General features: G+C 54.6%; 25 protein-coding genes and 1 pseudogene. 13 read left to right on the top strand and 13 right to left on the bottom strand.

Annotation, left to right across the window (positions count from 1 at the left end; all coding sequences use genetic code 11):
- The 9 genes from WW58_RS05540 to WW58_RS05505 all read left to right on the top strand — a co-directional run.
- Positions 1–218 (top strand): ROK family protein (locus WW58_RS05540; protein ID WP_046436003.1); only part of this gene is annotated, 218 nt, incomplete at its 5' end.
- A gap of 4 nt (positions 219–222) precedes the next feature.
- On the top strand, positions 223–1,191 hold the full coding sequence (locus WW58_RS05535) for an RsmB/NOP family class I SAM-dependent RNA methyltransferase (RefSeq protein WP_146023949.1): 969 nt from the start codon (positions 223–225) through the stop codon (positions 1,189–1,191).
- Positions 1,192–1,197: 6 nt separating this feature from the next.
- Positions 1,198–1,707, top strand: a complete 510-nt coding sequence (locus WW58_RS13070) for a metallophosphoesterase family protein (RefSeq protein ID WP_012419159.1) — start codon at positions 1,198–1,200, stop codon at positions 1,705–1,707.
- On the top strand, positions 1,704–2,060 hold the full coding sequence (locus WW58_RS05525; RefSeq protein WP_102758782.1) for an NUDIX domain-containing protein: 357 nt from the start codon (positions 1,704–1,706) through the stop codon (positions 2,058–2,060). Before WW58_RS13070 ends, WW58_RS05525 begins: the two co-directional genes overlap by 4 nt.
- Positions 2,061–2,159: 99 nt before the next feature.
- Positions 2,160–2,303 carry a hypothetical protein gene (locus tag WW58_RS13065; protein WP_012419161.1) on the top strand — a complete coding sequence of 48 codons (144 nt, stop codon included), beginning with the start codon at positions 2,160–2,162 and terminating at the stop codon, positions 2,301–2,303.
- Positions 2,304–2,806: 503 nt separating this feature from the next.
- Positions 2,807–4,204: an efflux RND transporter periplasmic adaptor subunit gene (locus tag WW58_RS05520; protein WP_102733918.1), complete on the top strand. Its 1,398-nt coding sequence runs from the start codon at positions 2,807–2,809 to the stop codon at positions 4,202–4,204.
- A 67-nt stretch (positions 4,205–4,271) separates the two neighbouring features.
- Positions 4,272–4,976 carry an ABC transporter ATP-binding protein gene (locus tag WW58_RS05515; RefSeq protein ID WP_046436001.1) on the top strand — a complete coding sequence of 235 codons (705 nt, stop codon included), beginning with the start codon at positions 4,272–4,274 and terminating at the stop codon, positions 4,974–4,976.
- On the top strand, positions 4,973–6,337 hold the full coding sequence (locus WW58_RS05510) for an ABC transporter permease (protein ID WP_012419164.1): 1,365 nt from the start codon (positions 4,973–4,975) through the stop codon (positions 6,335–6,337). Before WW58_RS05515 ends, WW58_RS05510 begins: the two co-directional genes overlap by 4 nt.
- A gap of 21 nt (positions 6,338–6,358) precedes the next feature.
- Positions 6,359–7,732 carry an efflux transporter outer membrane subunit gene (locus tag WW58_RS05505; RefSeq protein WP_215833581.1) on the top strand — a complete coding sequence of 458 codons (1,374 nt, stop codon included), beginning with the start codon at positions 6,359–6,361 and terminating at the stop codon, positions 7,730–7,732.
- 207 nt (positions 7,733–7,939) lie between these two features.
- Here the strand turns inward: WW58_RS05505 and WW58_RS05500 are convergent, their stop codons facing one another.
- From WW58_RS05500 to WW58_RS05475, 5 genes are all read right to left on the bottom strand, one after another.
- Positions 7,940–9,076, bottom strand: coding sequence for a serine hydrolase domain-containing protein (locus tag WW58_RS05500; protein WP_215833582.1), 1,137 nt, complete (start codon positions 9,074–9,076; stop codon positions 7,940–7,942).
- Positions 9,077–9,200: 124 nt separating this feature from the next.
- Complete coding sequence (locus WW58_RS05490) at positions 9,201–12,377, bottom strand: efflux RND transporter permease subunit (protein WP_046435995.1); 3,177 nt, start codon at positions 12,375–12,377, stop codon at positions 9,201–9,203.
- 3 nt (positions 12,378–12,380) lie between these two features.
- Positions 12,381–13,721: an efflux RND transporter periplasmic adaptor subunit gene (locus tag WW58_RS13060; RefSeq protein WP_215833583.1), complete on the bottom strand. Its 1,341-nt coding sequence runs from the start codon at positions 13,719–13,721 to the stop codon at positions 12,381–12,383.
- A gap of 79 nt (positions 13,722–13,800) precedes the next feature.
- Positions 13,801–14,196, bottom strand: coding sequence for a MarR family winged helix-turn-helix transcriptional regulator (locus WW58_RS05480; protein ID WP_022198657.1), 396 nt, complete (start codon positions 14,194–14,196; stop codon positions 13,801–13,803).
- A 446-nt stretch (positions 14,197–14,642) separates the two neighbouring features.
- On the bottom strand, positions 14,643–15,086 hold the full coding sequence (locus tag WW58_RS05475) for a hypothetical protein (RefSeq protein WP_128153384.1): 444 nt from the start codon (positions 15,084–15,086) through the stop codon (positions 14,643–14,645).
- 126 nt (positions 15,087–15,212) lie between these two features.
- On the opposite strand from WW58_RS05475, the gene WW58_RS13770 reads away from it, so the two are divergent.
- From WW58_RS13770 to WW58_RS13055, 3 genes are all read left to right on the top strand, one after another.
- Positions 15,213–15,446 carry a helix-turn-helix domain-containing protein gene (locus WW58_RS13770; protein WP_046435991.1) on the top strand — a complete coding sequence of 78 codons (234 nt, stop codon included), beginning with the start codon at positions 15,213–15,215 and terminating at the stop codon, positions 15,444–15,446.
- Between the two features lie 80 nt (positions 15,447–15,526).
- The gene (locus WW58_RS05465; RefSeq protein ID WP_046435989.1) at positions 15,527–15,835 is read left to right on the top strand and encodes a hypothetical protein; all 309 of its coding nucleotides are present in this window, start codon (positions 15,527–15,529) and stop codon (positions 15,833–15,835) included.
- Positions 15,832–16,215, top strand: coding sequence for a hypothetical protein (locus WW58_RS13055; RefSeq protein ID WP_128153385.1), 384 nt, complete (start codon positions 15,832–15,834; stop codon positions 16,213–16,215). The genes WW58_RS05465 and WW58_RS13055 overlap by 4 nt, the downstream gene beginning before the upstream one ends.
- A gap of 278 nt (positions 16,216–16,493) precedes the next feature.
- Here the strand turns inward: WW58_RS13055 and WW58_RS05455 are convergent.
- Positions 16,494–17,416 (bottom strand): annotated as a pseudogene (locus WW58_RS05455) (IS1595 family transposase).
- 213 nt (positions 17,417–17,629) lie between these two features.
- On the opposite strand from WW58_RS05455, the gene WW58_RS05450 reads away from it, so the two are divergent.
- The gene (locus WW58_RS05450) at positions 17,630–18,193 is read left to right on the top strand and encodes a hypothetical protein (RefSeq protein ID WP_046435985.1); all 564 of its coding nucleotides are present in this window, start codon (positions 17,630–17,632) and stop codon (positions 18,191–18,193) included.
- 77 nt (positions 18,194–18,270) lie between these two features.
- On the opposite strand, the gene tsaA is transcribed toward WW58_RS05450, so the two are convergent.
- From tsaA to WW58_RS05415, 7 genes are all read right to left on the bottom strand, one after another.
- The gene (gene tsaA, locus WW58_RS05445) at positions 18,271–18,960 is read right to left on the bottom strand and encodes a tRNA (N6-threonylcarbamoyladenosine(37)-N6)-methyltransferase TrmO (protein WP_102758780.1); all 690 of its coding nucleotides are present in this window, start codon (positions 18,958–18,960) and stop codon (positions 18,271–18,273) included.
- A 56-nt stretch (positions 18,961–19,016) separates the two neighbouring features.
- Positions 19,017–20,291, bottom strand: coding sequence for a dihydroorotase (locus WW58_RS05440; protein ID WP_046436155.1), 1,275 nt, complete (start codon positions 20,289–20,291; stop codon positions 19,017–19,019).
- A 6-nt stretch (positions 20,292–20,297) separates the two neighbouring features.
- Positions 20,298–21,227: an aspartate carbamoyltransferase catalytic subunit gene (locus tag WW58_RS05435; RefSeq protein WP_012419172.1), complete on the bottom strand. Its 930-nt coding sequence runs from the start codon at positions 21,225–21,227 to the stop codon at positions 20,298–20,300.
- Positions 21,228–21,255: 28 nt separating this feature from the next.
- Positions 21,256–21,789, bottom strand: a complete 534-nt coding sequence (gene pyrR / locus WW58_RS05430) for a bifunctional pyr operon transcriptional regulator/uracil phosphoribosyltransferase PyrR (RefSeq protein WP_012419173.1) — start codon at positions 21,787–21,789, stop codon at positions 21,256–21,258.
- A 26-nt stretch (positions 21,790–21,815) separates the two neighbouring features.
- Positions 21,816–22,226 (bottom strand): AIR carboxylase family protein, encoded by a 411-nt coding sequence (locus WW58_RS05425; protein ID WP_012419174.1) that lies wholly within the window; start codon positions 22,224–22,226, stop codon positions 21,816–21,818.
- A 162-nt stretch (positions 22,227–22,388) separates the two neighbouring features.
- Positions 22,389–23,003 (bottom strand): hypothetical protein, encoded by a 615-nt coding sequence (locus tag WW58_RS05420; protein WP_046435981.1) that lies wholly within the window; start codon positions 23,001–23,003, stop codon positions 22,389–22,391.
- Between the two features lie 240 nt (positions 23,004–23,243).
- Positions 23,244–24,794, bottom strand: a complete 1,551-nt coding sequence (locus WW58_RS05415; protein WP_046436153.1) for an NAD(P)/FAD-dependent oxidoreductase — start codon at positions 24,792–24,794, stop codon at positions 23,244–23,246.
- Between the last annotated feature and the right edge of the window lie 11 nt (positions 24,795–24,805).

Raw genomic sequence — 24,805 nt, 5'->3', positions numbered from 1 at the left:
ATCTCCTGAACCCGGAAGCCATCATCATCGGCGGGGGCGTGGCCAAGGCCAAAACCCTGCTTTTCCAGCCCCTGCAGGAAATCATGAAAGCCCAGCTCGCCGCCCCTCTGGTGGAATACCTTGAAATCCTTCCCGCCCAGTTCGGTACGGAGGCGGGTATCCTGGGGGCCGCCCATCTGGCCCTCAACACCCACTTCGGAGAAACATTCCGGGCCTGATCTCGTGTCTTCATCCCAAATACTCAGACTCTCCCGCAAACTGGAATTGACGGCGGAACAGGAACGGGATTTTCTGGACGCCATGCAGGCCGGGAACCGTTCCAGAAGCGCGCTGGTCATTACACCGAAGGCTCCGGAAGGCTACCAGCCGCCCCTGCCGGCAAAAAACACGCCGCAGGAGTGGGGGCATTCCTTCATTCTGGAGCTCCCGCCGGGAGAGACAGAAACCAAACCCGGCTCCCTGCCGGATTACGAATGCGGCTATTACTATCCGCTGGATCTCTCGTCCGTCTGGGAAACGGCCCCTCTGGCGCATCTTCCGTTTCGTCCGGGACGCTGCCTGGACATGTGCGCGGCGCCGGGAGGAAAAAGCATTCTGGCGCAAACGCGGGTATCTCCTCAGGAGCATGTTTCCAATGAGGTGCATCCGAAGCGCCTGGGCATTCTACGCCACAACCTGCTTCGCTGCGGCTTCACCAATCTGTACACCCAGCGCCTGCGCCCGGACCAGTGGGCGGAACTGGCCCCAGGGTGTTTTGACCTCATTCTGGCGGATGCCCCGTGCAGCGGGCAGTCCCTGCTGGCTAAAGGCATTCCCAACCCCGGCTGTTTCAATTCCTCCGTCACCGGAGGCAACGCCAAGCGGCAGCGGGGCATTTTGCTGGCCGCCCTCCGGTGTCTGGCTCCCGGCGGCTTCCTGCTGTACACTACATGCACCTACGCTCCGGAGGAAAATGAACGCAATGTCCTGTACCTGCTGAAGCGCCATCCGGACCTGCACACCGTAACCGTGCCGGAGCTGGAGCATTTCCGTTCCTCCCTGACGCAGGAAGCCTGCTACCGGCTCATGCCCTTTCACGGAGCAGGAGCGGGCGGTTTCACCTGTCTGCTGCGCAAGGAGGGAGGCCATCCGCTCCCACTTTCCCTGCCGGATGAATTGAAGGCATGGCCCATTCATGCCATGAATTGCTGAAAAAAGATGAAGATAGGCATTTTTTCCGACTTGCACAACCGCACAGACCATCTGGAGCCAGCCATGCACCGGATGCGCCTGCTGGGTTGCGGACATTTCATCTTCCTGGGCGACTGCACCACGCCGGAGAGTTTCCGGCGCCTGATTGAACTGACGGAGGACTTTCCTCTGGATGCCGTTCCGGGCAACAATGACTATGATGTGGAAACCATGCGGCGGATGGCCGCCAGTTCCCCAGCGGCGCGCCTGCATCCGGAACATGCCCTTATCACCCGGTACGGCATGAAACTTTCCCTCTCCCATTACCCAAAATACGCCTTGCGGGAAGCGCGCAGCGGAAACGCAGACGCCGCCCTGTACGGCCATACCCACCAGGCCGTCAGCGAAAGATGCGGCGGCTGCCTGCTGGCCAATCCCGGAGAACTCCAGGGCAGGACCGGACGCATCGGTTTCGGCGTCCTGGATACGGACACCCGCATCATCAACCTGCATAACCTGGACTTTTACGCCCCATGAACACGCTGGACGTCTGCTGTGCCCTGATTGAACTGCCCGCCGCACGGGGCCCTCTTCTTCTGGGCGCCAAAAAGAAAACGGGGCAGTCCAACGGGCTTCTTTACGAATTCCCCGGCGGAAAAGTGGAACCAGGGGAGAATGCCCGGCACGCCGTCATACGGGAAATACGGGAAGAGCTGGGATGCACCGTCTTCCCCGTCCGCATGCTCACCCCCGTACGGCACCGGGAGCCTGAACGCATTATCCGCCTTATCCCCTTTCTGTGCCGTCTGGAACTTTGCGCCCTGCCCCGGCCTCTGGAACATGAAAACCTGGGGTTCTTCTCCCGCCGTACGCTGGAAGAACTGCCCTGAGCACCTGCGGACCGCCTTGTGTTAAAGGAATGGCTGGAAGAACACCGCTGAAAGCAGCATCCCTTTCAAAATCAATCGCTCCACGGGAAAGTTCCCTCCATGTCTGAAAAGATTGCAAAAACACCTTGGAACATTCCCTACCATGAGGTATATAAGGTGGTGGCTGCTGCACTCGTCATCGCCTGGCAAAGTGGCCCGGACCGATATTACAACCTAATGGGGGCAGCCCCGACGCAGGGCTGACTACGTCCTATACCGGAAAAGTCAAAACAGCGGCGGAAGTCCCCGCTCTATTGAGGCACGGGAACGTGGCTCACAGCCAGAGACGGTGCAGCGGTGTCTTTTTTCCATCACCTGAATCCAGAAAGCTCGTTCTTTCAACGTTTCTCCCCTCCTTGAGCCCGCAGGTAAGCCGGGATTCCCCTCTTGGGCAACATTACTCCTGTCGGGATTCACCGCCTTTCCCTGTTCTTCCCACCCCCGCATCACTTACAAACACGGAGAAGCCAATTCCCCAAAAGATCGAATGGGAGCACCTTCAGATATTTCGTGGCCCTCCATTCCCGCTCCTTCCGTCACTGGGCGAAAAGGAAGAAAGGAAATATTATTAGTTAATAAACAGCAACTGTTAATAAACATAATAATCCCTTAGACATTTCCGGAAATCATGATAGGATCACGCTCCGTTGCGGAAAAGTTTTTAACATCCGTGCAACTTTTTCATTATTGCGAAGTATAATATAGTCGTGAAGGGATTCATCAAACTCATCATCGTCATTGCCGTTCTCGGAGGCATCTGGTTTGCCTGGGAACAGTGGAAAGGAAATGAAGCCATCCAGGTGGACTACCAGACAGAACCTCTTGAAAAAGGAGACCTGATGATCACCATCGAAGCAACCGGCGTCACGGAGCCTGATGAACTGGTAGATGTAGGCGCCCAGGTCAGCGGAATCATCATGGAGTTCGGCAAGGACATGAACGGCAAGGTAGTGGATTATTCCAGCCCTGTAAAAGCCGGTCAGATGCTCGCGGAAATCGACAAGCTTCCCGTGCAACTGGACGTTCAGAGGGCGGAAGCCTCCAAAGCGCAGGCCATTGCCGGAATCGCCCGCTCCAAGGCGGACATCCAGCAGGCCAAAGCCAAGCACCAGCAGGCCAGACTGGACCGGGAACGCGCGGAAAAGCTGGGGCCGGGGGATGCCCTGTCCAAATCCAGCTACGACCAGTATATTGCGGATGAAGAAACCGCCCGCGCCAACGTAGCCGTGGCGGAAGCCTCCCTGCAGGAAGCGGAAGCATCCCTGAAACAGGCGGAAGCCGCGCTGAAAAAGGAAATGCGCAATCTGGAATACACTACCATCAAGTCCCCCGTGGACGGCGTCGTGGTCAAACGCCTGGTCAACATAGGCCAAACAGTGGTTTCCAGCATGAGCGCCTCCAGCCTGTTTTACATCGCCACAGACCTTTCCAAGCTGAAAATTTGGGCCGCTGTGAACGAGGCGGACATCGGCAGCATCCGCAAGGGGCAGGAGGTGCTGTTCACCGTGGACGCTTTCGCCGGCCGCAAATTCAAGGGAACGGTGGACAAGATACGGCTGGACGCAACCATGACGTCCAATGTGGTCACTTACATCGTGGACATTGATGTACCCAATCCGGACAAGCTTCTTATCCCCTATCTGACGGCAAATGTCCAATTCGTGGTAGAGGACATACGAAACGCCTTCCTCGTTTCCAATGCGGCCCTCCGCTTCCGCCCGGAAACAGAACTGGTCAGCGCTGAACAAAAAGCGGCCTTTGACCGGATGCAGCCGGAGCTGGCCGCCCCCGTCCGGGACGGACAAAAGAAAAAAGCCGTGGTCTGGGAATTGCGGGACAATCTTCTTTATCCCCACCTGGTCACCAAAGGGGAAAGCAACGGCATGCTGACAGCCATTGCGGGAGAAACGCTCCGGGAAGGAATGGAAATCGTCTCTACGGCCCAGATACTGAACCGCTCCGACAGTTCGGGGGACGGTTCTTCCGCCTCCGCCGGCGGGGAAAACCCGTTCGCGCCCAAAATGCCCCCACGCCGCAAGCCTAGCACAGGCAATACAAAAACGCCAGCCTCGGCTGGAAATGACGGCCCTCCCCCGCCTCCCTGACCCGGGGAACCGCCATCATTCGACCTCTTAATTACTCTTTTTCACCGCATCAAGCATTCCAACAAACGTGATCCGCTTACGTGACATAACCAAGGTGTACCACTTGGGAGAAATAGACCTTCAAGTGCTCAAGGGCATCACCCTGGATATCAACGGGGGGGAATTCGTCTCCCTCACAGGAGCTTCCGGTTCAGGAAAATCCACCCTGATGAATATCCTGGGCTGTCTGGACCGCCCTACCTCAGGCCATTACTATATTGCCGGGGAAGATGTTGCCAAATTCAACGCCGCAGAACGAGCCACGCTCCGGAACAAGCGCATCGGATTCGTCTTCCAGAACTTTAACCTGCTCTCCCGTACCACGGCCCTGGAAAACGTGATGATGCCTGCCGTATATGCCCACCCTGCCCTCAGCATGAAAGCCATGCGCGAACGTTCCGTGGAATTGCTGAATTTGGTTGGGCTTTCCGACCGCATGGACCACACCCCGGCCCAGCTTTCCGGCGGGCAGCAGCAGCGCGTAGCCATTGCCCGCTCCCTCATCAATAACCCCAGCATCCTGCTGGCGGACGAACCAACGGGAAACCTGGACTCCACCACCTCCAAGGAAGTGCTGCACATGTTCAAGGACCTGAACCGCCAACAGGGAATCACAGTCATCCTGGTGACGCACGACCCCAAAATAGCCGCCTTCACGGACAGGGCCATCAACATGGCGGACGGCCTTATCTGCGAAGGGATTTCCGATATGCTTAGCAAGGACGACGTATGAAATTCCTTCCTCTCCTTAAAACCTGCATCAGGGCCCTGGTGCGCAATCCCATGCGCGCGGCCCTCACCATCCTGGGCATCATCATCGGCATTGCCGCAGTAATCGCCATGGTGGAAATCGGCCAGGGATCTACGCTTCAAATTAAAAATACCATTGCCTCCATGGGAGCGGACACACTGAATATCCGCCCCGGAGCCATCTCCAAAAGCGGCGTCAATACCGGCGCGGGCGGACGGGCCTCCCTGACCAACGCGGACTGCGAAGCCATCGCGAAGGACTGCCCCATGGTGCTGCGGGCTACCCCCGTGGTGCGCGCCAGCGGCCAGGTTATTTACGGCAACAAGAACTGGAGCCCGGAAACCGTAGAGGGCGGTTCCGTGGAATACCTGAAAATCAAAAGCTGGTATGACATGGCGCGAGGCCAGCCCTTCTCCGAGGAAGATGTGGAGCAGGCCAGGCGCGTGTGCGTCATCGGCCAGACGGTGGCCAAAGAACTCTTCGGGGACGAAGACCCGCTGGGCAAGGATATCCGCATCAAGAATGTCATGTTCAAAGTCATCGGCATCCTTCAGAAAAAAGGGGCTAACATGATGGGACGCGACCAGGACGACTCCATCATCCTCCCGTGGACAAGCATCCGCTACCGCCTCCAAGGGCTGGGCGGCGGTTCCACCACCACTTCCACCGGCAACAGCACCACCACCTTCAACCGGGCGGATAAATACACCGCCAGTTCCGTGGATTACTACACGGAAACTACGGACCAGCCCTATACGGACGCTCCCCATCCGCGGCGCTTCAACAATATTGATTCCATCATGGCTCAGATTTCAGACCCGGAACGTTCCTCCGAGGCCATTGACCAGATTACGGAAGTGATCCGCGCCAAACACAACCTCAAGGACGGCCAGCTGGACGATTTCCGGGTATGGGACATGGCGGAAATGTCCCGCGCCATGAGCAGCACCACGGAAGTGATGACCAATCTGCTGATGATCGTGGCCATGATCTCTCTGGTCGTCGGCGGCGTCGGCATCATGAATATCATGCTCGTTTCCGTCACGGAACGGACCAAGGAAATTGGCCTGCGCATGGCGGTGGGCGCCCGTCCGCAGGATATTATGCGCCAGTTCCTGCTGGAAGCGGTGCTGCTCTGCGTGGTGGGCGGCGCGCTGGGCATCATGCTCGGCAAGGCGATCTCCATCATCGTCAGCCGCACCATGAACTGGGCCACAGCCTCCTCCCCGGAAGCCATGGCTCTGGCTGTAGGCGTCTCCGTATTCATCGGCCTGGCCTTCGGATGGTACCCCTCCTGGAAGGCGTCCAAGATGGACCCCATTGATGCCCTTCGCCACGAATAACACCTTACTTTTTATTTTTCCATGTCATCCACGTTCAAACATCTCCCCCTTCTGGCCGCCTGTTTCCTTGGCTCCTGCATGGTAGGCCCGGATTTCCGGACGCCGGCCAATGACCTCCCCGCCACGTGGGAGGCGAACAGGCCCCCCCACAGTTCGGACAAAGATTTGCGTTCCTGGTGGAATATCTTTGGAGACCCCCAGCTCAACCGCCTGGTCTCCACCTCCCTCAACAACAATCCGGACATGAAGGTGGCTTTGCTCCGCATCCGGGAGGCCAGGGAAAAACTCCGCGTCTCCCAGGCATCCCTGCTTCCCTCCGCAGACGCCAGCACCGGGTGGAGCCTGTCCCCGGACAGAGGTTTTCGCAGCTCCACTTCCCAGAACTTCTCCCTGGGAGCGTCCACCTCCTGGGAGCTGGACCTCTTTGGCGGCAACCGGCGTTCCATCGAGGCCTCCCGCGCCTCCCTCATGTCCACGGAAGCTTCCGCAGGAGCCGTGCGCACAGCCCTGCTGGCGGACGTCGCTACGGCCTACTTTGACTGGATTACCGCCTGCGAACAGCTCCGCATCGCCAGGGAACAACTGGAAATCCAACGCAGCACCCTCACCATTGCGGAAAAACGCTACAAAACGGAATTCGCCCCCCGTCTGGATGTGGAGCAAGCCACCTCCACCGTCGCCTCCACGGAAAGCCGCATCCCGCAACTGGAAGCACAGGTGGCCTCCTCTAAAAACCAGCTCGCCGTGCTGCTGGGCACCTATAATTCCCGTGTAGAACTGACGCTGCCCAAAGCTTCCGTTTTTGAGAAAACGCCCGTCGTTCCGGTAGGCCTCCCCTCCGAACTCCTGCGGCGCAGGCCCGACGTTATCGCCGCTGAGGCGGACCTGCACGCGGCCGTGGCCAACGTGGGCGTAGCCGTAGCGGATCTGTACCCGCGCTTCAGCCTGACGGGTTCCCTTTCCAGCCGCGGCGGAGATTTCGGCCAGCTCTTCAGGGAAAACAACAACGCGTGGTCCCTGGGAGGGAACCTGCTTCAGACCCTGTTCCAGGGCGGAGCCCTGAGAGCCACGGTACGCGCTCAAAAAGCCGTGGCGGAACAAGCAGCGGAAACCTACCGCAAAACACTCATTACCGCTGTTTCCGAGGTAGAGGACGCCCTGATCGCCTATGGCAACTATACCTCCCAGATGCAATACCTGCACAAGGAAAACAACGCCAACAAAGAAGCGTTCCAGCTCTCCCGCACCCTGTACATCAACGGCGAGACGGACTTCCTGAACGTGATCACCGCGCAGCGTTCCTGGCTCAGCTCGGAAGAGTCCCTGGTCACCATGAAGCAGAACATCCGCAAGGCCGTAGTGCAGCTCGCGCGTGCGCTGGGCGGGGGATGGTAATCAAACGGACCACTCCAAAAGGCCGGGTTCACTATCCTCGGCAAACGGAACCCTGATTTTTCAACAGGGAACAGGGCAGCAAGGGAATGACTGAAGAATCATTCTTTTGCGCCCCCACGTTCAGATTAAAAAAGGCCCGCAAGAATAGGAACTAATAAAACTATCCGGAAACTTCCGATGGGATTGAACAGATAGCCAGGGCTCAGGTTAAGAACACTCTTCAGCCACTTCTTTCATTACTGCGTCAATAAGGTTCCGGGTTTTCACGCCGGGCAGCACGTTCAGGTCCATGCGGTTCATCGCGTAGCCGAAGGAAAGGCCGTGGGCCGGATCCGCAAAGGCATGGGAACCGCCCGCTCCGGCATGCCCGAAGCCGCCGGAGCCGAACAGATGGCGCATCTTGCGGCCCGTGGAGGGGTCTGCGGGATCATGCATGAAGCCGCAGGAGAAGGCGGTGGGCGTTTTCAGCGTCAGGTCCGGCCCGTCAATGACGACGTTCCGCATCCAGCCGCGTACGGCGGACGGGAACACCCGGAGATCATCCAGCCCCAGGCAGGCCTGGTAGAATTGCGCCATGCCGCGGGCGGAAGCCACGCCGCCAAAGGCCGGCGCTCCGGACGACCACGCTTCCGGCGTGTTCATCTGCCGCACACTGTTCAACCCTATCAGAGTGTTGAACGCACGGTGTACGGGCGTGCCCTTGTTCATGTATTCCAGATAAAACGGCGTCCCCATGTTGGACATGTCCATCTTGCCGGGATACAGCGTCGCCACGCGGTTCCATTCGGATTCCGGCAACCTGATGTAAAAGTCCAGATTCAACGGTTTGCGGATGCATTCCTCCCAGTAACGCCACAGGCGTTCCCCGGTCAGCCGCAGCATGAGCTCATCAAGCATCACCCCGTAAGTATGCGGATGGTAGCCGTGTTCCGGCGGCTGCCACGCCGGAACGGTTTCCTCCAGGGCGCGCACGCAATCCTCATGGTCAAACACGCTTGCCGTCCGGGAAAAAGCCGCCAAACCGCATTGATGGGACATCATCTGCGCGATGGATGCATAGGGCAGCGGGAATTCAGGCCACAGTTCCCCCATGCTCATCTGCGGAGAGGCTCCCTGCTGGTGCAGGGCCAGCAGAAGGGCGGCGGATGCGGCTCCCTTGGTGGCGGAGTAAACGGGCACCAGCGAATGTTCCGTCCATGGATGCGTTTCATCCGCTGCGGCAAACCCGGAATGCAGGGAAACGATCTCCCTTCCCTCCTTCCAGACAGAAACGGAGGCGCCCAATTCTCCGTAGTTACGGAAATTTTCCTGAAAAGCTTCAGTTATCTGCCGGTACTCATTCATTCCCTTAAAATGGCCCGGCGTTACTCCCGGCGTCCGGACAGGAGAATACTCCCCTCCAGCTCCGAAAGCAAGTTCCGGCGCTGCCCTGAATGGTCAGCGCCGGAACAGGACAAGCTGTAAAATATCAGTCCTTCGTATGGGCAGCCAGGTATTTCCTGGCTCCCACTTCATCCGGATCCTCCTTCAGATCATTCAGGGAGAATTGAATACGGAATAATCTCATAATGAACACATAAGAACATGGAATCAGAAAAGCTCCCACCAGCGTCGCCACGCCCATGCCAATCACCACAACCGTACCGATAGCGTTGCGCGCCAAGGCTCCGGAACCGGAGGAGAGCATCAGGGGGATACATCCCAGAACAAATGCCAGCGAAGTCATCAGAATGGGACGCAGGCGCAGACGCGCGGCAGCTAGAGCAGCCTCCATCAAGCCCTTGCCGCGTTGCATTTCCAGATTGGCGAATTCCACGATGAGGATGGCGTTCTTGGCCGCCAGCCCCACCAGCATCACCAGACCGATCTGCGCGTAGAGCGTCAGCTCCATGCCCTGCCAGAACAACCCGGCATAAGCCCCCAGCACGGCAATGGGAACCGTGAGGAAAACCGCCAGGGGAAGAGACCATTTCTCATAAAGCGCCACCAGGATAAGGAAGGCGAAAACGGCGGACATGGTGAAGATGGCCCCCAGCCCAATGCTGTTGCGCACTTTATTTTCCTGGAAGCTCATGTCCTGGTAGTCGAAGCCAACCTTCGTGGGGTCCATCGTCTGACGGAACACTTCCTCCAGCGCATCCATCACCTGCTGGGTGGAGTGACCGGGCCGGGGCATCACGTTCAATTTGGCGGCGTTGTAGATGTTATGGTGCATTACGAATTCCGTATCCTCTATCTCCCTGATGTTCACCAGGGCGGAGAGAGGCACGCGGGCTCCGTCCGCGTTCGTGACAAAGAAGCCGTCCATCTTTTCCAGGCTGGCGCGGTCTTCGCCCTGTGCCTGGATATACACCTGCCACTGCTGGCCGAAGGCATTGAAGTAATTGATGAAGGAGGAACCGTTGTAGGAGGCCAGAATGCCGTTGGCCACGTCAATATCCACCTTGTGGAATTTGCATTTTTCCTTGTCCAGGTTCACGTACTTCTGCGGCATGTCCGCCATCATCATGTCCATGCACAAGGCTATTTCCGGACGCCGGGAAGCCGCTTCCTGGAACCGTTGCACCTGTTCATGCAGATAAGCCACGCCCTGCCCTTCCAGATCCTCCAGTACCATCGTAACCCCGTTGGCGGTTCCCACACCGGGTATGGCGGGAGGTTCCAGCACCATCGCCATGCCGTCCAGGCCGGCCTGGGCCAGCTTTACCTGAAGCTTTCCGGCCAGCTCCGCGGAGGTTTCCGGCCGTTCGCTCCAGTCCTTGAGCTCAATGTAGGCAATGCAGGCGCCGGGAGTCTGCACGCTGTTGAGGATGTTGAGCCCCACCACGGTAGTAAGGTTCTTCACGGCGGGATCCTGGAGGGCCGCCTCAAATTTTTTGTCCTGTTCATAGGCAACCTGCAGGGAGGTATTCGGCTTCAGGATCAGGCAGGCCAGCAGAAAGCCCTGGTCTTCATCCGGAAGAAAGCCGCCGGGAACGCGCTCCGCCACAGGAGCTACCGCCCCCCAGAATAACAACAGGAGGGGGATGGAAATCGCCAGCTTGCGGGCCAGGCTTCCGCACATGCGGGTATAGCCGTTGGAGACACGTCCGTAACACCGGTTGAACAAACGGTGAAATGGGGAAAAGAGGCTCTTCCTGCCCGCATTCCGGGGTTTCAGCAACAGGGCGCACAAGGCAGGGGAAAGCGTCAGCGCATTAAAGGCGGAAATGAGCATGGAAATGGCGATGGTCACGGCGAACTGCTTGAACAGCGTTCCCGTGATGCCCTCCAGCAGCAGGGAAGGCAGGAACACCGCCGCCAGTACCAGGGCAATGGCAATGACGGGGCCGGATACCTCCTGCATGGCGGCGAAGGAAGCCATGCGCGGATTGAGCCCCTTGTCTATGTGCTCCTGCACGGCTTCCACCACCACAATGGCGTCATCCACAACCAGGCCGATGGCCAGCACCATGCCAAGAAGGGAAATGGTGTTCAGAGAAAACCCCAGGACGGGAAAGAGGCAGAACGTGGAAATAAGGGAAACCGGAACGGCGATGAGCGGAATGAGGGTGGCGCGCCAGTTTTGAAGGAAAACATACACGACCAGGGCCACCAGGATGACGGCTTCCATGAACGTGTGCTTGATTTCATCAATGGAATAGCGCACCGCCGTAGTCGTATCCAGGGAAACGCGCCCGGTAATTCCTTCCGGCATCAGCGGAGCCTTGGCTTCCAGCAGTTTTTCCACGCGGTCCGCCGTAGCGATGGCGTTGGAACCCGGAGACTGGAAGATAACGATAGCCGCGGAAACTTCTCCGTTCAGGCGGCCGGTGGCGGAATAGTCTTCAGCTCCCAGTTCCACCTTGGCAATATCTTTCAGGTACAGGATTTCATCCCCATTCTGGCGAATGATGATGTCTTCAAATTCATGGGGCTCCGAAAGACGCCCCTGAGTGCGCACGGTAATGGTCTGCTCCTGGCCGTCCGGCACGGGGTCCGCCCCAATCTTGCCGCCGGGGTTGGTGGTGTTCTGGGCGGAGATGGCGCCCCGCACTTCATTGACGGAAACGCCGTAATGGGTCATTTTGGACGTATCCAGCCAGATGCGGATGGCATAACGCCCCGCGCCGTACACCTGAACTTCCCCCACGCCCTCCACGCGCTTGAGTTCATCCACCAGCTTCACCTGGGCATAGTTCGCCAAATCCACGGAATTATAACTGCCGTCCGGGGATGTCAGGGAATAAATCATCAGCGGAAGCCCCGGCTGCTGCTTGATGGTCACGCCCGTGCTCTGAACTTCCTGCGGAAGCTGGGAGGAGGCCTGCCCATAGCGCATATTGGTCAGCACCTGGTCAATATCCGTATCAGAACCCGGTTCAAAAATGACGGAAAGGTTATACACGCCGTTGTTGGAGGAAACGGACGTCATGTAGTCCATGCCCTGCACGCCGGAAATCTGGCGTTCCAGGGGAGTGCCCACGGAATCCGCCACCGCCTGCGCGCTGGCCCCCGGAAACATGGCCTGAAGCTGGATGGTGCGCGGCGTGATTTCCGGATACTGGGAAATAGGCAGGTTGAACATGCAGACCAGCCCCAGCAGCGTGGTCACAATGGCAATCACGGCTGCGATTGCGGGATGCTTGATGAAAAACGCACTCATGGCTTATTTGGCAGTTACGGAAGGAGTGGTGGAAACAGGGGCGGTATAGATGAAGGGAACGGGGACAACCGTCCCGAACCCTTCCGTGGCACCATGTTCCCGCATCAGGCTGTTCGCCTTGGAATACTGGGCGGCCATCATGCCGCCTTCCACAATGACGGGAGCATCCGCCGGCTTTCCGTATCCTATTTCCTTCAGAGATTCCGGAATGGGCTTGACCGTTCCCGTCACTATCTGCATCAGCATGGGGGCCGTGCCGCCCTTGCCGTCAGGCATGTCAAGGACTACGGTTTCCCCCGGCTGCACGTCAATGCGGCGCGGCGTCCCGTCCGGAGCCACCACCATGATGTTGCGGTGGTTCATGGAAGAAAGCAGGGCGCGGGCGGGAACCAGCGAGGCATCCTTCTCCGTACCCGTCACGGCGCGCACGCGCACCGCCATTCCGGAACGCAATTTCAAATCCGGATTGGGAATATGGCCGATGAAATTGACGGTGCCCGTCGAACGGCTCACCTCGCTGTCCACGGAAACCACCTTCCCCTTCTTTTCAAAGACGGAGCCGTCTTCCAGAATCAGTTCAAAATCCGGCATGTCTCCCATGCGCCCGGTTTTCACATTCACGGTTCCATCCATCAGACGGCTGAGAACCTGTTTTCCCGTCACGGAAAAATCCACCCGGATGGGGTCGATGGAAGACATGGTCGTGAGCGGCGAGCCGCTGGCGGAAATCAGTTCCCCCACGCTGGCCGTCGCCTTGGAAGCCAGTCCCCGGAACGGCGCGCGTACTTTGGTGCGGTCCAGATTGATCCGGGCGTTTTCCAGGGAGGCTTCCGCCTGCTTGATGCCCGCTTCCGCCTGTTCCAGAGCAGCCTGCATCTCCTTAAGGTTCTGTTGCGCGTCCGTCAGGTTCTTGACGGAAATAGCCCCCGTCCTGATCAGTTTGTCATAGCGGTCCAAATCCTTCTGCACCCTGTTCAGAGAAGCTTCCGCCTGAAGTTTGACGGCACGAGCCGTAGCCAGGTTGGCCGCCTCCCTGTCCACGGCGGCCTGATAGGTAGCCGGGTCAATTTCAAAAAGCAGTTCTCCCTTGTCGCAAATGGAGCCGTCCCAGTAAACCTGGCGTATCAGCGTTCCGGAAACTTGCGGCCTGATGTCCGCCTGCTCCACCCCGCGCAAATGGCCGAACCAGGAAGATTTCAACTCCACCGTTCTCTGCTCCATATTCATCACGGAAATCTTGAGCGGAGGCATTTCCCTCCGGTCTGCAGCATCCGCGGCGCCGTTGTCTTCCCGGCACCCTGTCAGCCCGCACAGGGCCGCTATCAGTATATAGTGTGCTTTCATGTTGTTGGTTAACAATATTATTGAAGCATGCTTCATATTTTTCAAAACCTGTTTACCGAAAAAAACGCACGGGACTTTATTATTTGAGATTGTCGTACATGCGCCGGAGCAAATCCCTCAGCATGCTGCGGCTTTCCTCCGGCACCCCGTCCAGCAGCGTATTTTCAATCACTCCTATCTGCTGGCAAATGGCCTCATGAACGCCCCGGCTCATATCCGTCAGGTACACATTCTTCAGCCGTCCGTCTTCACTGTCAAAAGCCGTGGTTACCCAGCCCTTCTGTTCCAGCCTCTGAACAATTCCCTTGGCCGTGGTATGGGAGACCCCCAAATGCCGCTCTATGTCCCTCTGGGAGACGTTTTCTCCGTCACGGGACATCAGGTAAGCCAGCACCCGGCCCTGGGAGGCCGTAACACGCTCCAGAGTCAAACCGCGCGTAAGCATCATATCCACGCGGTCCGTAATCATTTTCATCAAAAACGAAATCGTAAATGGGTCGGCCATAAAACAATGAAGCATGCTTCAAAAATGTACCGATAGGTACTCTTTATCCGGACGCAAGTCAAGCGGAATCAGAATGACAGAGCGCGGGAAAAACACGTTGACCTCACCAGTAAAAATAAATCAAATCCGTTCTTTATCAATAAATTGAAAAAACAAATCATCAATAATCCGAATACCTTCGCATTTCTTTTCCGCATCATCCGGCGTTTCCCGGCAAACATACCCCTTCCAGCCACAGGAAACCAATGCTCCGCGCAGGGATAAAGAAAAAAAATAGGGACCTACATACTTGACTAACCATATTATTTTAAAATATTTTCGTCATCCCCTTATCATCTGAAGGTGAATAACTTAGACAAAAACGCTGACTAGGTATTCTAGTCAGCGTTTTTCATAATATATTTGTAATAAATAAATTACCTCTTATCAAATGTACCCTTTGCAGGTAATTCCTTTCCCATATTCTCTTTCATCGTTCCTTCAGCAGCAACATTACTACCATTAAACGTCAAATTAAGATGAAACCCTACCCAATTTGACTCAATTTGCAGGGTTCCTACATTAGTTCCAGTTTTTTCAAAAACATAACTTCCTGTAATTGTTCTGGTTGTCTCATGGTCATTGGCATCATATTCGACTGCGCCAAACGTAACGGTTCCAGTACTGAAAACAAAATCCTTTGCCTCCAATTCCCAACCATCACCTTCTTGATAGTCTACATACATGCCTCCCGTAAGAGTTTTTCCTTCCAGTGTCAATGGAGCTTCTGAATTGCTTCCATCTCCATTGGATGATGAATTGCTGCATGAGGTAAGCAAAGCCAGGGATGCCAAGACTGTTCCAAGTAATAATGTCTTCATAGTTCTATCTCGTTTTGAGGATTCCCAGATTTGGGAACTCATCCGCATAGTACGAGATATAAGCTGATTGTAAACCTAAAAATATCCCGATTCGGGTTATTTTGGCTTCTAGGTTATCCTGCTTAAATGCTCAGAAAGAGGGACAATGTCCAAGAAGAAAAATTGCGTTTATTCCTTAGGATGAAGCGTAAAAAAATGGGATTGTCTCAAGTAGAACTTTCCGAGATGTGTAATCTTCCTCAGTCATTCGTTTCCAAATATGAGACAGGAGAACGGTATTTGACCTTTTTGGAAGTGTTATCTCTTTGTAAATTGCTCAATATTAATATATTTGATTTGATCAAGGAACTAGAGTCTTAACTTTTGGGAATTGGTTTTCCCCAAATTTCTTAGAAGACTACAAGTTGACTCTTGACTTCTCAAGAAAATTATTCAATTATATGCAAATGGAACCAGAAAATGTACATCCTAGAGATTTCACAAATCATAGAGTCTTATACAATAATAAAGATTTTTCTATAGCGATAGGGAATTGGGACGACGATGAAAGCAATTCACGTGTCGGAATGAGATGGAATGAAGCATACAATGGTATTGGCTATCCAAGCGCGTTCGGTCATCCCAAATGGTTTATTGTAGAAAACAATGTTGCACTTCCTCTATTGGTTTGGCTTCTTGGGAAAAGTGGAGAAGAGAATGATTCTATTATAAAAGAAGCTATAAAACAAATTATCTCTCAGAAGAAATGACCACATATTTGATAACATTTAGGATTACAACAAGAGATGGTTCTTCTAATTCCTATCAACAACGGAGAAAAGAATTTGATGATCTATTAGCGTCTTATGCTCCTAAAAAATTTCCGCTAGAAACCGATAATAATTCTTCTACTTCAACATATATAATTCACGAAGATGAACCAGATTTAGGAGAAATATCAATACAATGTATTGAAGAAATTCCTGATCTAATTGATTCTGTGAAAAATTTTTTTGAAAAATATCGTTCTGAATTTGAAGATTCATTTATTTTATTAAAAATTGATTCCTCAAATATGGTAGTTCATTCTATGAGAATGGACGAAGGTAATGATATTAGTGATGGACCGGGGATAAATTGTCTAGATTAATATCATCTTTTTTAATATATTTGCCATTTACAGTGTCATAAATGATACTTTTGTGTCTCCATTTTTCCTTTTTGTCTATAATTATTTTTATATTTAATAATTTTGAGATAAAAAATAGGAATTTTATTTTCCATAATGGATTGTAACTCATTTGTTCTATTTCAATTAATATTGGATCAGTAACAAAAAATCCATTTTCTGAAATCCATCGATCTCTTTCTTTGTTATAATAATGTAATCTTTTTTCCATAAAATTACTTATCCTTTATTTTTAAAAGTCACTTCACCAATTCACAATACATCATTCTCTTACCAACCATTTTGGTAATCGTATCTCCTATACATTCCATTACTTCAATCTTGGAGGTATTATGCCTATAGGCAAATTCATGAATGTACCTCTTCAAATGCTTAGGGGACATGTAATGGTAAACGCCATAGTAACCTCTCTTCAGTAGAGACCAGAAGCTCTCAATGGAATTGGTATGAACATTACCATTGACGTATTGTTTCCCTTTATGGTTGATAACTCATGGATAAATCCGACAAGTCCCTTGTAAGACTTGAACTCATCCGTAAACACATTGGAATTCCTCTCTACATGTCTTCCGATGAATCCTTGTAAATTGTAAGCGGAAGTATCGTCGATATGTTTGACGATCACCTTTCCGTTCCTCTGTTTGGCCCCGATGACAATCAATTTACCTACTGAACCTCTTCCCTTGTTCAGCTTCTTGGAAAAGTGTTTGTTGGATTCCTTACCTCCAATGAAGTTTTCATCTACTTCTACAATACCATCCAACTTCTCTTTTTTATCCTTCATCCAAAATTCCCTGATTCTTTGACAGAGGAACCAGGCACTCTTCTGAGTAATTCCGAGTTCTTTTGAAACTTGAATGGAGGAAATACCTTTACGAGATGTTGCCAACAGGTACATACACATCAACCATTTGTGAAGAGGCAATTTGGATTCCTCTAAAATTGTACCAAATCTGACTCTGAAAAATTTTCTGCATTTCCTACATCTGTAAGGCATTGGAGAGTGATCCTTACATTCGGTGATATGGTCAGAACCACAATGAGGACAACGGACACGACCATTCCAACGCTTCTTCTCAAAATACTTCCGGGCAGATTCCTCATTAGGAAATTCGAAGAAGAACTCATATAAGGAAGTGTATTTGAGCTTAGTTTGTCCCATATCATTGCTTGGTTGATATAGAAATTTTGTCGTGTTTTGATTAGTTCGTACGCGTTTATTTTCAGCGTATTGAAGATTATTTTGATAGTTTATTTGGTATACAATTTTCTTACCCATATAGGGCGAGTAGAAAATTGTCCTTATAAATCTTAGGCGAAGAGTTAGATGGAGCTAATTTTTGACAATGTAGCGATATAACAGTATGATGTCCTTATGTCAGAAGGATATAGAATTAACGCAGAAAGAATCTTCCAAGACCTTGCCGCCGATGCCTATAACAAATATCTAAATGACATTGAGCATATACACACAAGAGTTCCTATCAGCGAAGGTGATGAAATTTCGGAATTTGAAACAGTTATTTGTCCTGAGGGAATAAAGAATGCTATTTGTGCAATAATTTTTTGGGGGCTTAGTATTGAAGCCTTCACCAACTCTGTTTTTAAGCAGCAATTAGAAAAAACAATAGGTCGTGAACAAAATATATTAGTGAAAAAACTTATCACATCGTTTAATATAATTGATAAAATAAATTATTTGAAAGTTATACCACCTCATAAAATATCAATACTGAAAAAATTATACGATGATCGTAATAGATTTGCACATTATAAAGAAGGGATGAAGTATACATGTGCAACACCCGATTTTCATTTTTGGTTTCCGAAAGAAAAAATGAAATCCTATTATGAAATATTTTCTGAAACAATTTCTCTATTGAAAGAAAAATACCCTAGATTTGTATACTCGGATGAGTACATAGAGGTGTGGCAGTGATAATAAGGTATAAAAACTAAGCTCCTGATTAGTCAAGTATGTAGATTCCAAAAAATACCTAAGGAATGACCCGCATATCAAAAAAGGCCGGGACCGCTTCGCCTTCTTTCCAGGGACAATACGCGCAGCCGCTTGTCCTTTACCTTGAATTTCACCTCCCAGCCAGAGAACGAAAGGCCGTAAACCCGTTCCGGATCATCCTGATACTGGGGACGGGGATCCAGGGACAGCGTATCTTCCAGCGCACTCCTCTCTTCCGGAGACATGGAACCGCCAAAAGATTCGGGAATTTCCACATCCAGCCGTTCATAGGGGACAGCCGTAAACCCTTCCGACGCCTCCGGAATGCAGTCCGCCAGAGGAACATAGGGCTTGATATCCAGAATGGGGGTGCCATCCACCAAATCCACGCCGGAAAGATGCAATACCGGGCCGTCCAGAGGATGCAATTCCACCCGTTCCAGCCTGACGGCAGACAACCCGATGGGATTGGGACGGAACGGCGCACGCGTGGCGAACACCCCCATGCGCACATTGCCCCCCAGCCGCGGAGGCCGGACCGTAGGGCTCCACCCCTTATCCACGTTTTCACTGAACACCCAGACCAGCCACAGATGGGAAAACCCTTCCAGACCACGAACGGCATCCGGATGACGGAACGGCGGCTCAAATACCAGCCGCGCCCGCGCATCCGGAACCAGGCCGCTCTGGCGCGGCGCACCGAATTTGTCCGGATAACACGTGCTGACGCGGGCGACGGGCTGCAAGCGGAGACTGATAGTTAATAATTAATAGCTGCCGGCCTTTCTCCGTGACGCTTTCATCAGAAGCGGTGGAGCTGTTCTCCGAACACCACGGCATCCACTTTTCCCTTCAAGGTCTTGCCCAGGAATGGGGTGTTGCGGGCGCGGCTGCGGAGCGTTTCATCCGTGACGGGCGTTTCTCCTTCCGGGTCAAACACCACCAGATTGACCGGAGCCCCTTCTTCCAGGGAGACGGGGGCCAGCCCCATCAGCCTGCGGGGAGCGTCGCTGCAGGCGCGCACCACCGTCTGCCAGGACATTTTTCCAGGTTCCACCAGATACTGGTAAATAGCGGGCAGGAACGTATCCAGCGCAATCATGCCCTGCGGGGCGACAACGAAATCCTGAAGTTTGGAAAACGGCGTGCAGGGCGTGTGATCGGAAACAATGCAGTCAATGGTGCCGTCATTCACGGCGGCAATCAGGGCATCCACATCCGACTGGTCGCGCAGGGGCGGCAGCGTCTTGTAGCAGGTATCGTACCGGCCCACGTCCTCATGCGTGAACAGGAGATGGTGAAGCGCCGCTTCCGCGCTCAACCCGGCGGTTTTCCGCTTGCAGCGGCGCAGGATATCCACGCTGCCGGCCGTAGAGACGGTCTGCACATGCAGGGAGTTGCCCGTATCCACGGAAAGGCGGATGATGGTTTCCAGCCCTATTTCCTCCGCACAGGAGGGGGAGCCCATCAACCCCAGACGGTAGGAAGTAGTGCCCGGGTGCATGGCCGCCCTGGCCGTCAGGGACGGCACGTCTCCGCGCAGGGCGAAAGTAAGGTTCAAATTGCTGGCGTACTGCATGGCGCGGTACAGCAGCAGCATGTTGTCCGGCGCACGGTCCCCGTCCGTGATGAAACGGACGCCCTTGGCGCGCAGGGAGTCGTAGGAGGCCTGCTCTTCCCCGCCGTCCCCCTTGGTCAGGCAACCGGAGGGGATAACCTCCACCAGAGCATCCGTCCGGCATATTTCCATGAACGTGGTAATCTGGGCGGCATTGTCCATCACGGGTTCGGTATCCGGCATCGCCATCAGTCCGGTCACTCCTCCATGCAGGGCGGCGGCGGTAGCCGTAGCCACACGTTCCTTGTCCTCCCGGCCGGGCTGGCACAAATGGGCATGGATGTCGAACAGGCCGGGCAGAACAAGTTTCCCGGAAGCATCCAGCGCCTTTTCCGCGGCGCTCTCCAAAAGCGTTCCGGCAGGAGCTTTCGTTGTAATCACCCCCCCGGAAACCAGAAGGTCCGCCGGGGCGGAACCGTCCGTCAGCCGGGCGTTGCGAATAAGTACGGAAGTTTTCATGAACAATCAGTGCTGGGTTTGCGGAGTGAGATGGTAAAGGATGGACATGCGGCAGGCGATGCCGTTTTCCACCTGGCGGTTGATCAGGCAGCGCTCATAGTCCATCGCCAGGTCACAGATTTCCACGCCGCGGTTGACCGGCCCCGGATGCATGATGTACAGGCCTTCACCGGAAATGCGCTTCAGGCGTTCTTCCGTGACGCCGTAAATCTTGTTGTACTCCCGGGCGCTGGGGAAGAAAGGGGCGTCCTGCCGCTCTTTTTGAACGCGCAGCAGGTAAATTACGTCCGGCTTCCAGGCAAACGCCTCATTGAAATCGGAAAAACGGGGAATGCCGGAATGTTCGGTGCGCGGCACCAGGGAACCCGGCCCCAGGAAGGCGACCTCCATCCCCAGCCTCTTCATCAGCAGGGAGGTGGAACGGGCCACGCGGGAATGCAGGATGTCCCCCACAATCAGAACACGCTTTCCCCTCACATCCGGAAACACCTCCCGGATGGTAAAGGAATCCAGCAGCGCCTGAGAGGGATGGGCGTGGGCTCCGTCCCCGGCGTTCACCACACTGGCGCAGGTATGGCGCGCAATCACGTTCGGCAAGCCGCTGTTGTAATGGCGCACGATTACATAATCCACTTTCATGGCCTGGAGCGTGGCGATCGTGTCCTGTACGGATTCCCCTTTCACCACGGAAGAGGTGGACACCGTGAAATTGGTCACGTCCGCAGACAGACGTTCCGCCGCTACCTCAAAAGAGGAACGGGTGCGGGTGCTGGGTTCATAAAAAAGCGTCAGAACGGACTTGCCTTTCAGGGCGGGCACCTTTTTGACGCTTTTGGTAAAAAGCTCCTTCATCGGGCCGGCCGAATCCAGCAGCGTGTGAATTTCCTCGTCAGTCAATGAGGAGATATTAAGAAGATCCTTGCGGGGATGATTCATGGGAAACGGAGAATGGATTGGAAAATTTTCAGTGGGAAGGAATGACCACGCTGTCCTCGCCGTCAGCCTCCTTCATGCTTACGATGACCTTGGCTCCGGCATGGTCCAGCACGTGCCCCGTATAATCCGGCTGGATGGGAACTTCCCGCCCGCCGCGGTCAATCAGGCACGCCAGTTCAATACGGGCCGGACGGCCGTAGTCGAAAAGGGCGTTCAGGGCCGCACGTATGGTGCGCCCCGTATAAAGGACGTCGTCCACCAGCACGACCCTCATGTCATCCGTGGAAAACGGCAAATTGGAGGAACGGAGGGAAGGCCGGGCTTCCAGCTTGAAGATGTCATCCCGGTACAGGGAAATATCAATAGAGCCGTACTGGGCTTCCACTCCCAGCTCCTTTACCTTGTCCACCAGACGCCGGGCAATCACATCCCCCTGGCTGAGCAGGCCGACGATGGCGAGAGGTTCTCCGGGGAAACGGGCCACAATGCCGTGGGCCATGCGCTCAAGCGCACGGGAAATTCCCGGACCGTCCAATACGATTTCCTGTGAAGGAGGAGTCATTTGCCGGATGGGGGAAAAAGTTCACGTTACAGCCCCGCCAGTTTTAAAATGCGGTGGGCGGCCATGGCGGCATTGACGGGGGTCTTCTTATGCAAGCCAACCGTAGTGCAGGGCACGCCGCCGGGACACTGGGCAATCGCCAGCAGGGCGTCAATACCGTTCAGGGGGCCTCCGGGGACCGGCACGCCGATAACCGGGAGGGAACAGCTCATCACCACCACGCCGGGAAGGGCGGCAGACAGGCCGGCCACAGCCAGGATAACCGCTTTTTCTCCGCTGGCTTCCAAATCCCCCAGGAACCTGATCAGCTCCGGAAGGTCGCGGTGGGCGGACAGAACGGTTTCTTCATAAGGAACATTCTCCTGAGCAAAATACTCGCGGGCCGGTTCCATAAAGGGCTTATCATTCGGGCTGCCGTAGATGACGATGACTTTCATGGCTGTGTGCGGTTGTGAAACTTGCAGATTATGCCCCCAAGCCCCCTGCCCTGGCAAGACTTAACCTGCAAAAAAAGGAAGGCCCCGGGTGGAAATGAACAACGGGAGAAAGGAAACACAGGAGTTCCGGAACCGTTCCGGGAAATTGGCCCGGCATCCCGGTCATTCCTCCAACCCAGATTCGCCCATCCCTCCGCCCTCTCCGGGAACCTTCAGTTTTCCGGAGAGGATATCCTTCCTGATACGGTAAAGAGCCTTCAACCTTTCCTTATCATCCAATCCTTCCGTTTCCCGCATCAGGAATAAAGAAAACTGTACGGAACAATTCTCCAGCCGATATTTTTCCAGAATGCTCCCCCCCATTTTCATGTATTGGCCTCCGTACTTTCCGTAAGCGTTCTGAATTTCATCGGCAGTCATCTTCTCTCTTTCCACCCGTTCCAGCAATTTCCCGGACTCCCTAATCATCTTCAGATGCATGGCGCGGTAATCGGAAGGGCATTTATCCAGAATCCCAGCCCATTCGGGAGATTGAATATATTTCAGCGTGGCCACCAGCACCGCACGATTATCCTTTTCCTCCAACTCCACAATGCACGTCCAAATAATGCCCAGCTGCAAGTGCCTGGCCATGGCCTCCCTGTACGCCGCTATTTTCTTTTCATCCTCCATTTCCAAATCCACATTAGCCATGGAGGGCGCCGCTATATCCTGGGACATGCCGGAAAAAGTCATCAAAAACGCAGGGAGAATTCCCCACCGGAACAGATTTGACATGAAATCACGTTACAGGAATCTTTTGCGCAGGGTCAACAATATTCTTCCCTTCCGCCGCATCCCGCAGCATTGACGGCCGCCGCCACGGCGGACTGTCTTTCCTTCCCGGAAAAAACAAGCCTGCCCCCATTCCCGGCTTGATGGCATCCGGTTCCGGCATAACAAGGCTCACAGGGGCGTATCTTCATCCAGAAACGCAGAAAAGCTGCATCGCTCCGGCGGCCGGACGCTTGAAAAAACCTAGCGGGTCGCCTGCTGCGCCATGGCCTCCGCACAACGGCGTCCGTCCAGGGCGGCGGAAACAATGCCGCCGGCGTAACCCGCCCCTTCGCCGCATGGGTACAGGCCCTCCAGACCGGGATGCTCCAGCGTGGCGGGGTCCCTTGGAATGCGCACGGGGGAGCTGGTGCGCGTCTCACAGCCAATGAGCTGGGCGTCCGCTCCGGCAAATCCCCGCCATTTACGGTCAAACTGCCGCAGCCCCTCCCGCATGCGCCAGACAATCCCTTCCGGGAGCAATTCATGAAGGGGATGGGATACGATGCCGGGATGATAGCTGGTAGGCAGCAGGGAAGAAGAAACGCGCCCTTTCAGAAAATCCTCCACCTTCTGGGCCGGGGCTTTCTGCATGCCTCCTCCGGCACGGCAGGAAGCCGTCTCCAGCGCTTTCTGGTACGCCACGCCCGCCAGCACCCCGTGTTCCCTGCAAAACGGTTCCGTATCTTCCGGATGCACGCTGACTACAAAACCGGCATTGGCAAATGGAGAATCCCTCCGGGCCAGAGACATGCCGTTGACCACTACCTCATCGTTCTCCGTGGCGGCGGGCACGATGAAGCCGCCGGGACACATGCAGAAGGAATGGACGCCGCGGTCCTGGATGGTGGTCGTCACGGAATAACGGGCTGCCGGAAGCTGCTCCGGGCGCCTCTGCTCCGGATTCAGGTGGTACTGGCGCGCATCAACAAACGCCTGGGGATGCTCAATGCGCACACCCACGGCAAAGGATTTCTGTTCCAGAGCCAGCCCCTCCGCCAGCATCATGCGGTACACGTCCCGGGCACTGTGCCCGGTAGCCAGCAAAACGGAATCCGCCGCAAATTCCCGGCCATCCGCGCAGGCCACGCCGCGTATGCGGCGGCCGTCCGCAGAACGGAGCAGATGCTCCACACGGGCATTGAAATGAATTTCCCCGCCCGCGCGAAGGATGGATTCCCTGATGGCTTTGACGACATTGGGCAACAGATTGGAGCCAATATGCGGGTGGGCGTCCGTTAAAATTTCCCTGGGCGCTCCGTGGGCTACAAAAATCTCGTAAACCTCCCGGACGGGGCCTCTCTTGGTCGCGCGCGTAAACAGCTTCCCGTCGGAAAACGTGCCTGCCCCTCCCTCTCCAAAACAGTAATTGGAATCCTCCATCACCGTGCCGCGGCGCAGGATGGGAGCCAGGTCAAACCGGCGGGAGGAAACATCCTTCCCCCGTTCCAGAACCACAGGCTTCATACCCAGTTCCAAACAGCGGAGCGCGGCGAACATCCCGGCCGGTCCGAATCCAACGATCAGCGCCACGGGGGAGCCGGGACGGACGGACGGATAATCCCGGGAGGGAAGACGTTCCGGCGGCAGCGGGCTATCCACCCCGACCAGCAGCCGAAGCTGGAAGAGAATTTTTTTCTGCCGGGAGTCAATGGACTCCTTCACCAGCCGCACATCTTTGATACGGGAGGGGGAAATACCCAGCTTCCGCGCCACGGCAGCGCGGCGCACGCGCTCGCTGCCGGCCTTTTCCATCGGCAGAATCA

The organism is Akkermansia sp. UNK.MGS-1, assembly GCF_000980515.1.
Lineage (GTDB): Bacteria > Verrucomicrobiota > Verrucomicrobiia > Verrucomicrobiales > Akkermansiaceae > Akkermansia > Akkermansia muciniphila.
This window is presented reverse-complemented; position numbering and strand designations above follow the sequence as displayed.

Bases quoted from the DNA above. Each gene is read 5' to 3' on its own strand.
- pyrR (WP_012419173.1), bottom strand. From the start codon at position 21,789: ATGACTCCTCCTTCACAGGAAATCGTATTGGACGGTCCGGGAATTTCC.
- WW58_RS05525 (WP_102758782.1), top strand. From the start codon at position 1,704: ATGAACACGCTGGACGTCTGCTGTGCCCTGATTGAACTGCCCGCCGCA.
- WW58_RS05420 (WP_046435981.1), bottom strand. From the start codon at position 23,003: ATGTCAAATCTGTTCCGGTGGGGAATTCTCCCTGCGTTTTTGATGACT.
- WW58_RS05425 (WP_012419174.1), bottom strand. From the start codon at position 22,226: ATGAAAGTCATCGTCATCTACGGCAGCCCGAATGATAAGCCCTTTATG.
- WW58_RS05510 (WP_012419164.1), top strand. From the start codon at position 4,973: ATGAAATTCCTTCCTCTCCTTAAAACCTGCATCAGGGCCCTGGTGCGC.
- WW58_RS05475 (WP_128153384.1), bottom strand. From the start codon at position 15,086: ATGAAGACATTATTACTTGGAACAGTCTTGGCATCCCTGGCTTTGCTT.
- WW58_RS05490 (WP_046435995.1), bottom strand. From the start codon at position 12,377: ATGAGTGCGTTTTTCATCAAGCATCCCGCAATCGCAGCCGTGATTGCC.
- WW58_RS13065 (WP_012419161.1), top strand. From the start codon at position 2,160: ATGTCTGAAAAGATTGCAAAAACACCTTGGAACATTCCCTACCATGAG.
- WW58_RS05415 (WP_046436153.1), bottom strand. From the start codon at position 24,794: ATGGAAAAGGCCGGCAGCGAGCGCGTGCGCCGCGCTGCCGTGGCGCGG.
- WW58_RS05440 (WP_046436155.1), bottom strand. From the start codon at position 20,291: ATGAAAACTTCCGTACTTATTCGCAACGCCCGGCTGACGGACGGTTCC.
- WW58_RS05500 (WP_215833582.1), bottom strand. From the start codon at position 9,076: ATGAATGAGTACCGGCAGATAACTGAAGCTTTTCAGGAAAATTTCCGT.
- WW58_RS13055 (WP_128153385.1), top strand. From the start codon at position 15,832: ATGACCACATATTTGATAACATTTAGGATTACAACAAGAGATGGTTCT.
- WW58_RS05480 (WP_022198657.1), bottom strand. From the start codon at position 14,196: ATGAAAATGATTACGGACCGCGTGGATATGATGCTTACGCGCGGTTTG.
- WW58_RS05505 (WP_215833581.1), top strand. From the start codon at position 6,359: ATGTCATCCACGTTCAAACATCTCCCCCTTCTGGCCGCCTGTTTCCTT.
- WW58_RS05465 (WP_046435989.1), top strand. From the start codon at position 15,527: ATGCAAATGGAACCAGAAAATGTACATCCTAGAGATTTCACAAATCAT.
- WW58_RS13070 (WP_012419159.1), top strand. From the start codon at position 1,198: ATGAAGATAGGCATTTTTTCCGACTTGCACAACCGCACAGACCATCTG.
- WW58_RS05435 (WP_012419172.1), bottom strand. From the start codon at position 21,227: ATGAATCATCCCCGCAAGGATCTTCTTAATATCTCCTCATTGACTGAC.
- WW58_RS13770 (WP_046435991.1), top strand. From the start codon at position 15,213: ATGCTCAGAAAGAGGGACAATGTCCAAGAAGAAAAATTGCGTTTATTC.
- WW58_RS05450 (WP_046435985.1), top strand. From the start codon at position 17,630: ATGTCAGAAGGATATAGAATTAACGCAGAAAGAATCTTCCAAGACCTT.
- WW58_RS13060 (WP_215833583.1), bottom strand. From the start codon at position 13,721: ATGAAAGCACACTATATACTGATAGCGGCCCTGTGCGGGCTGACAGGG.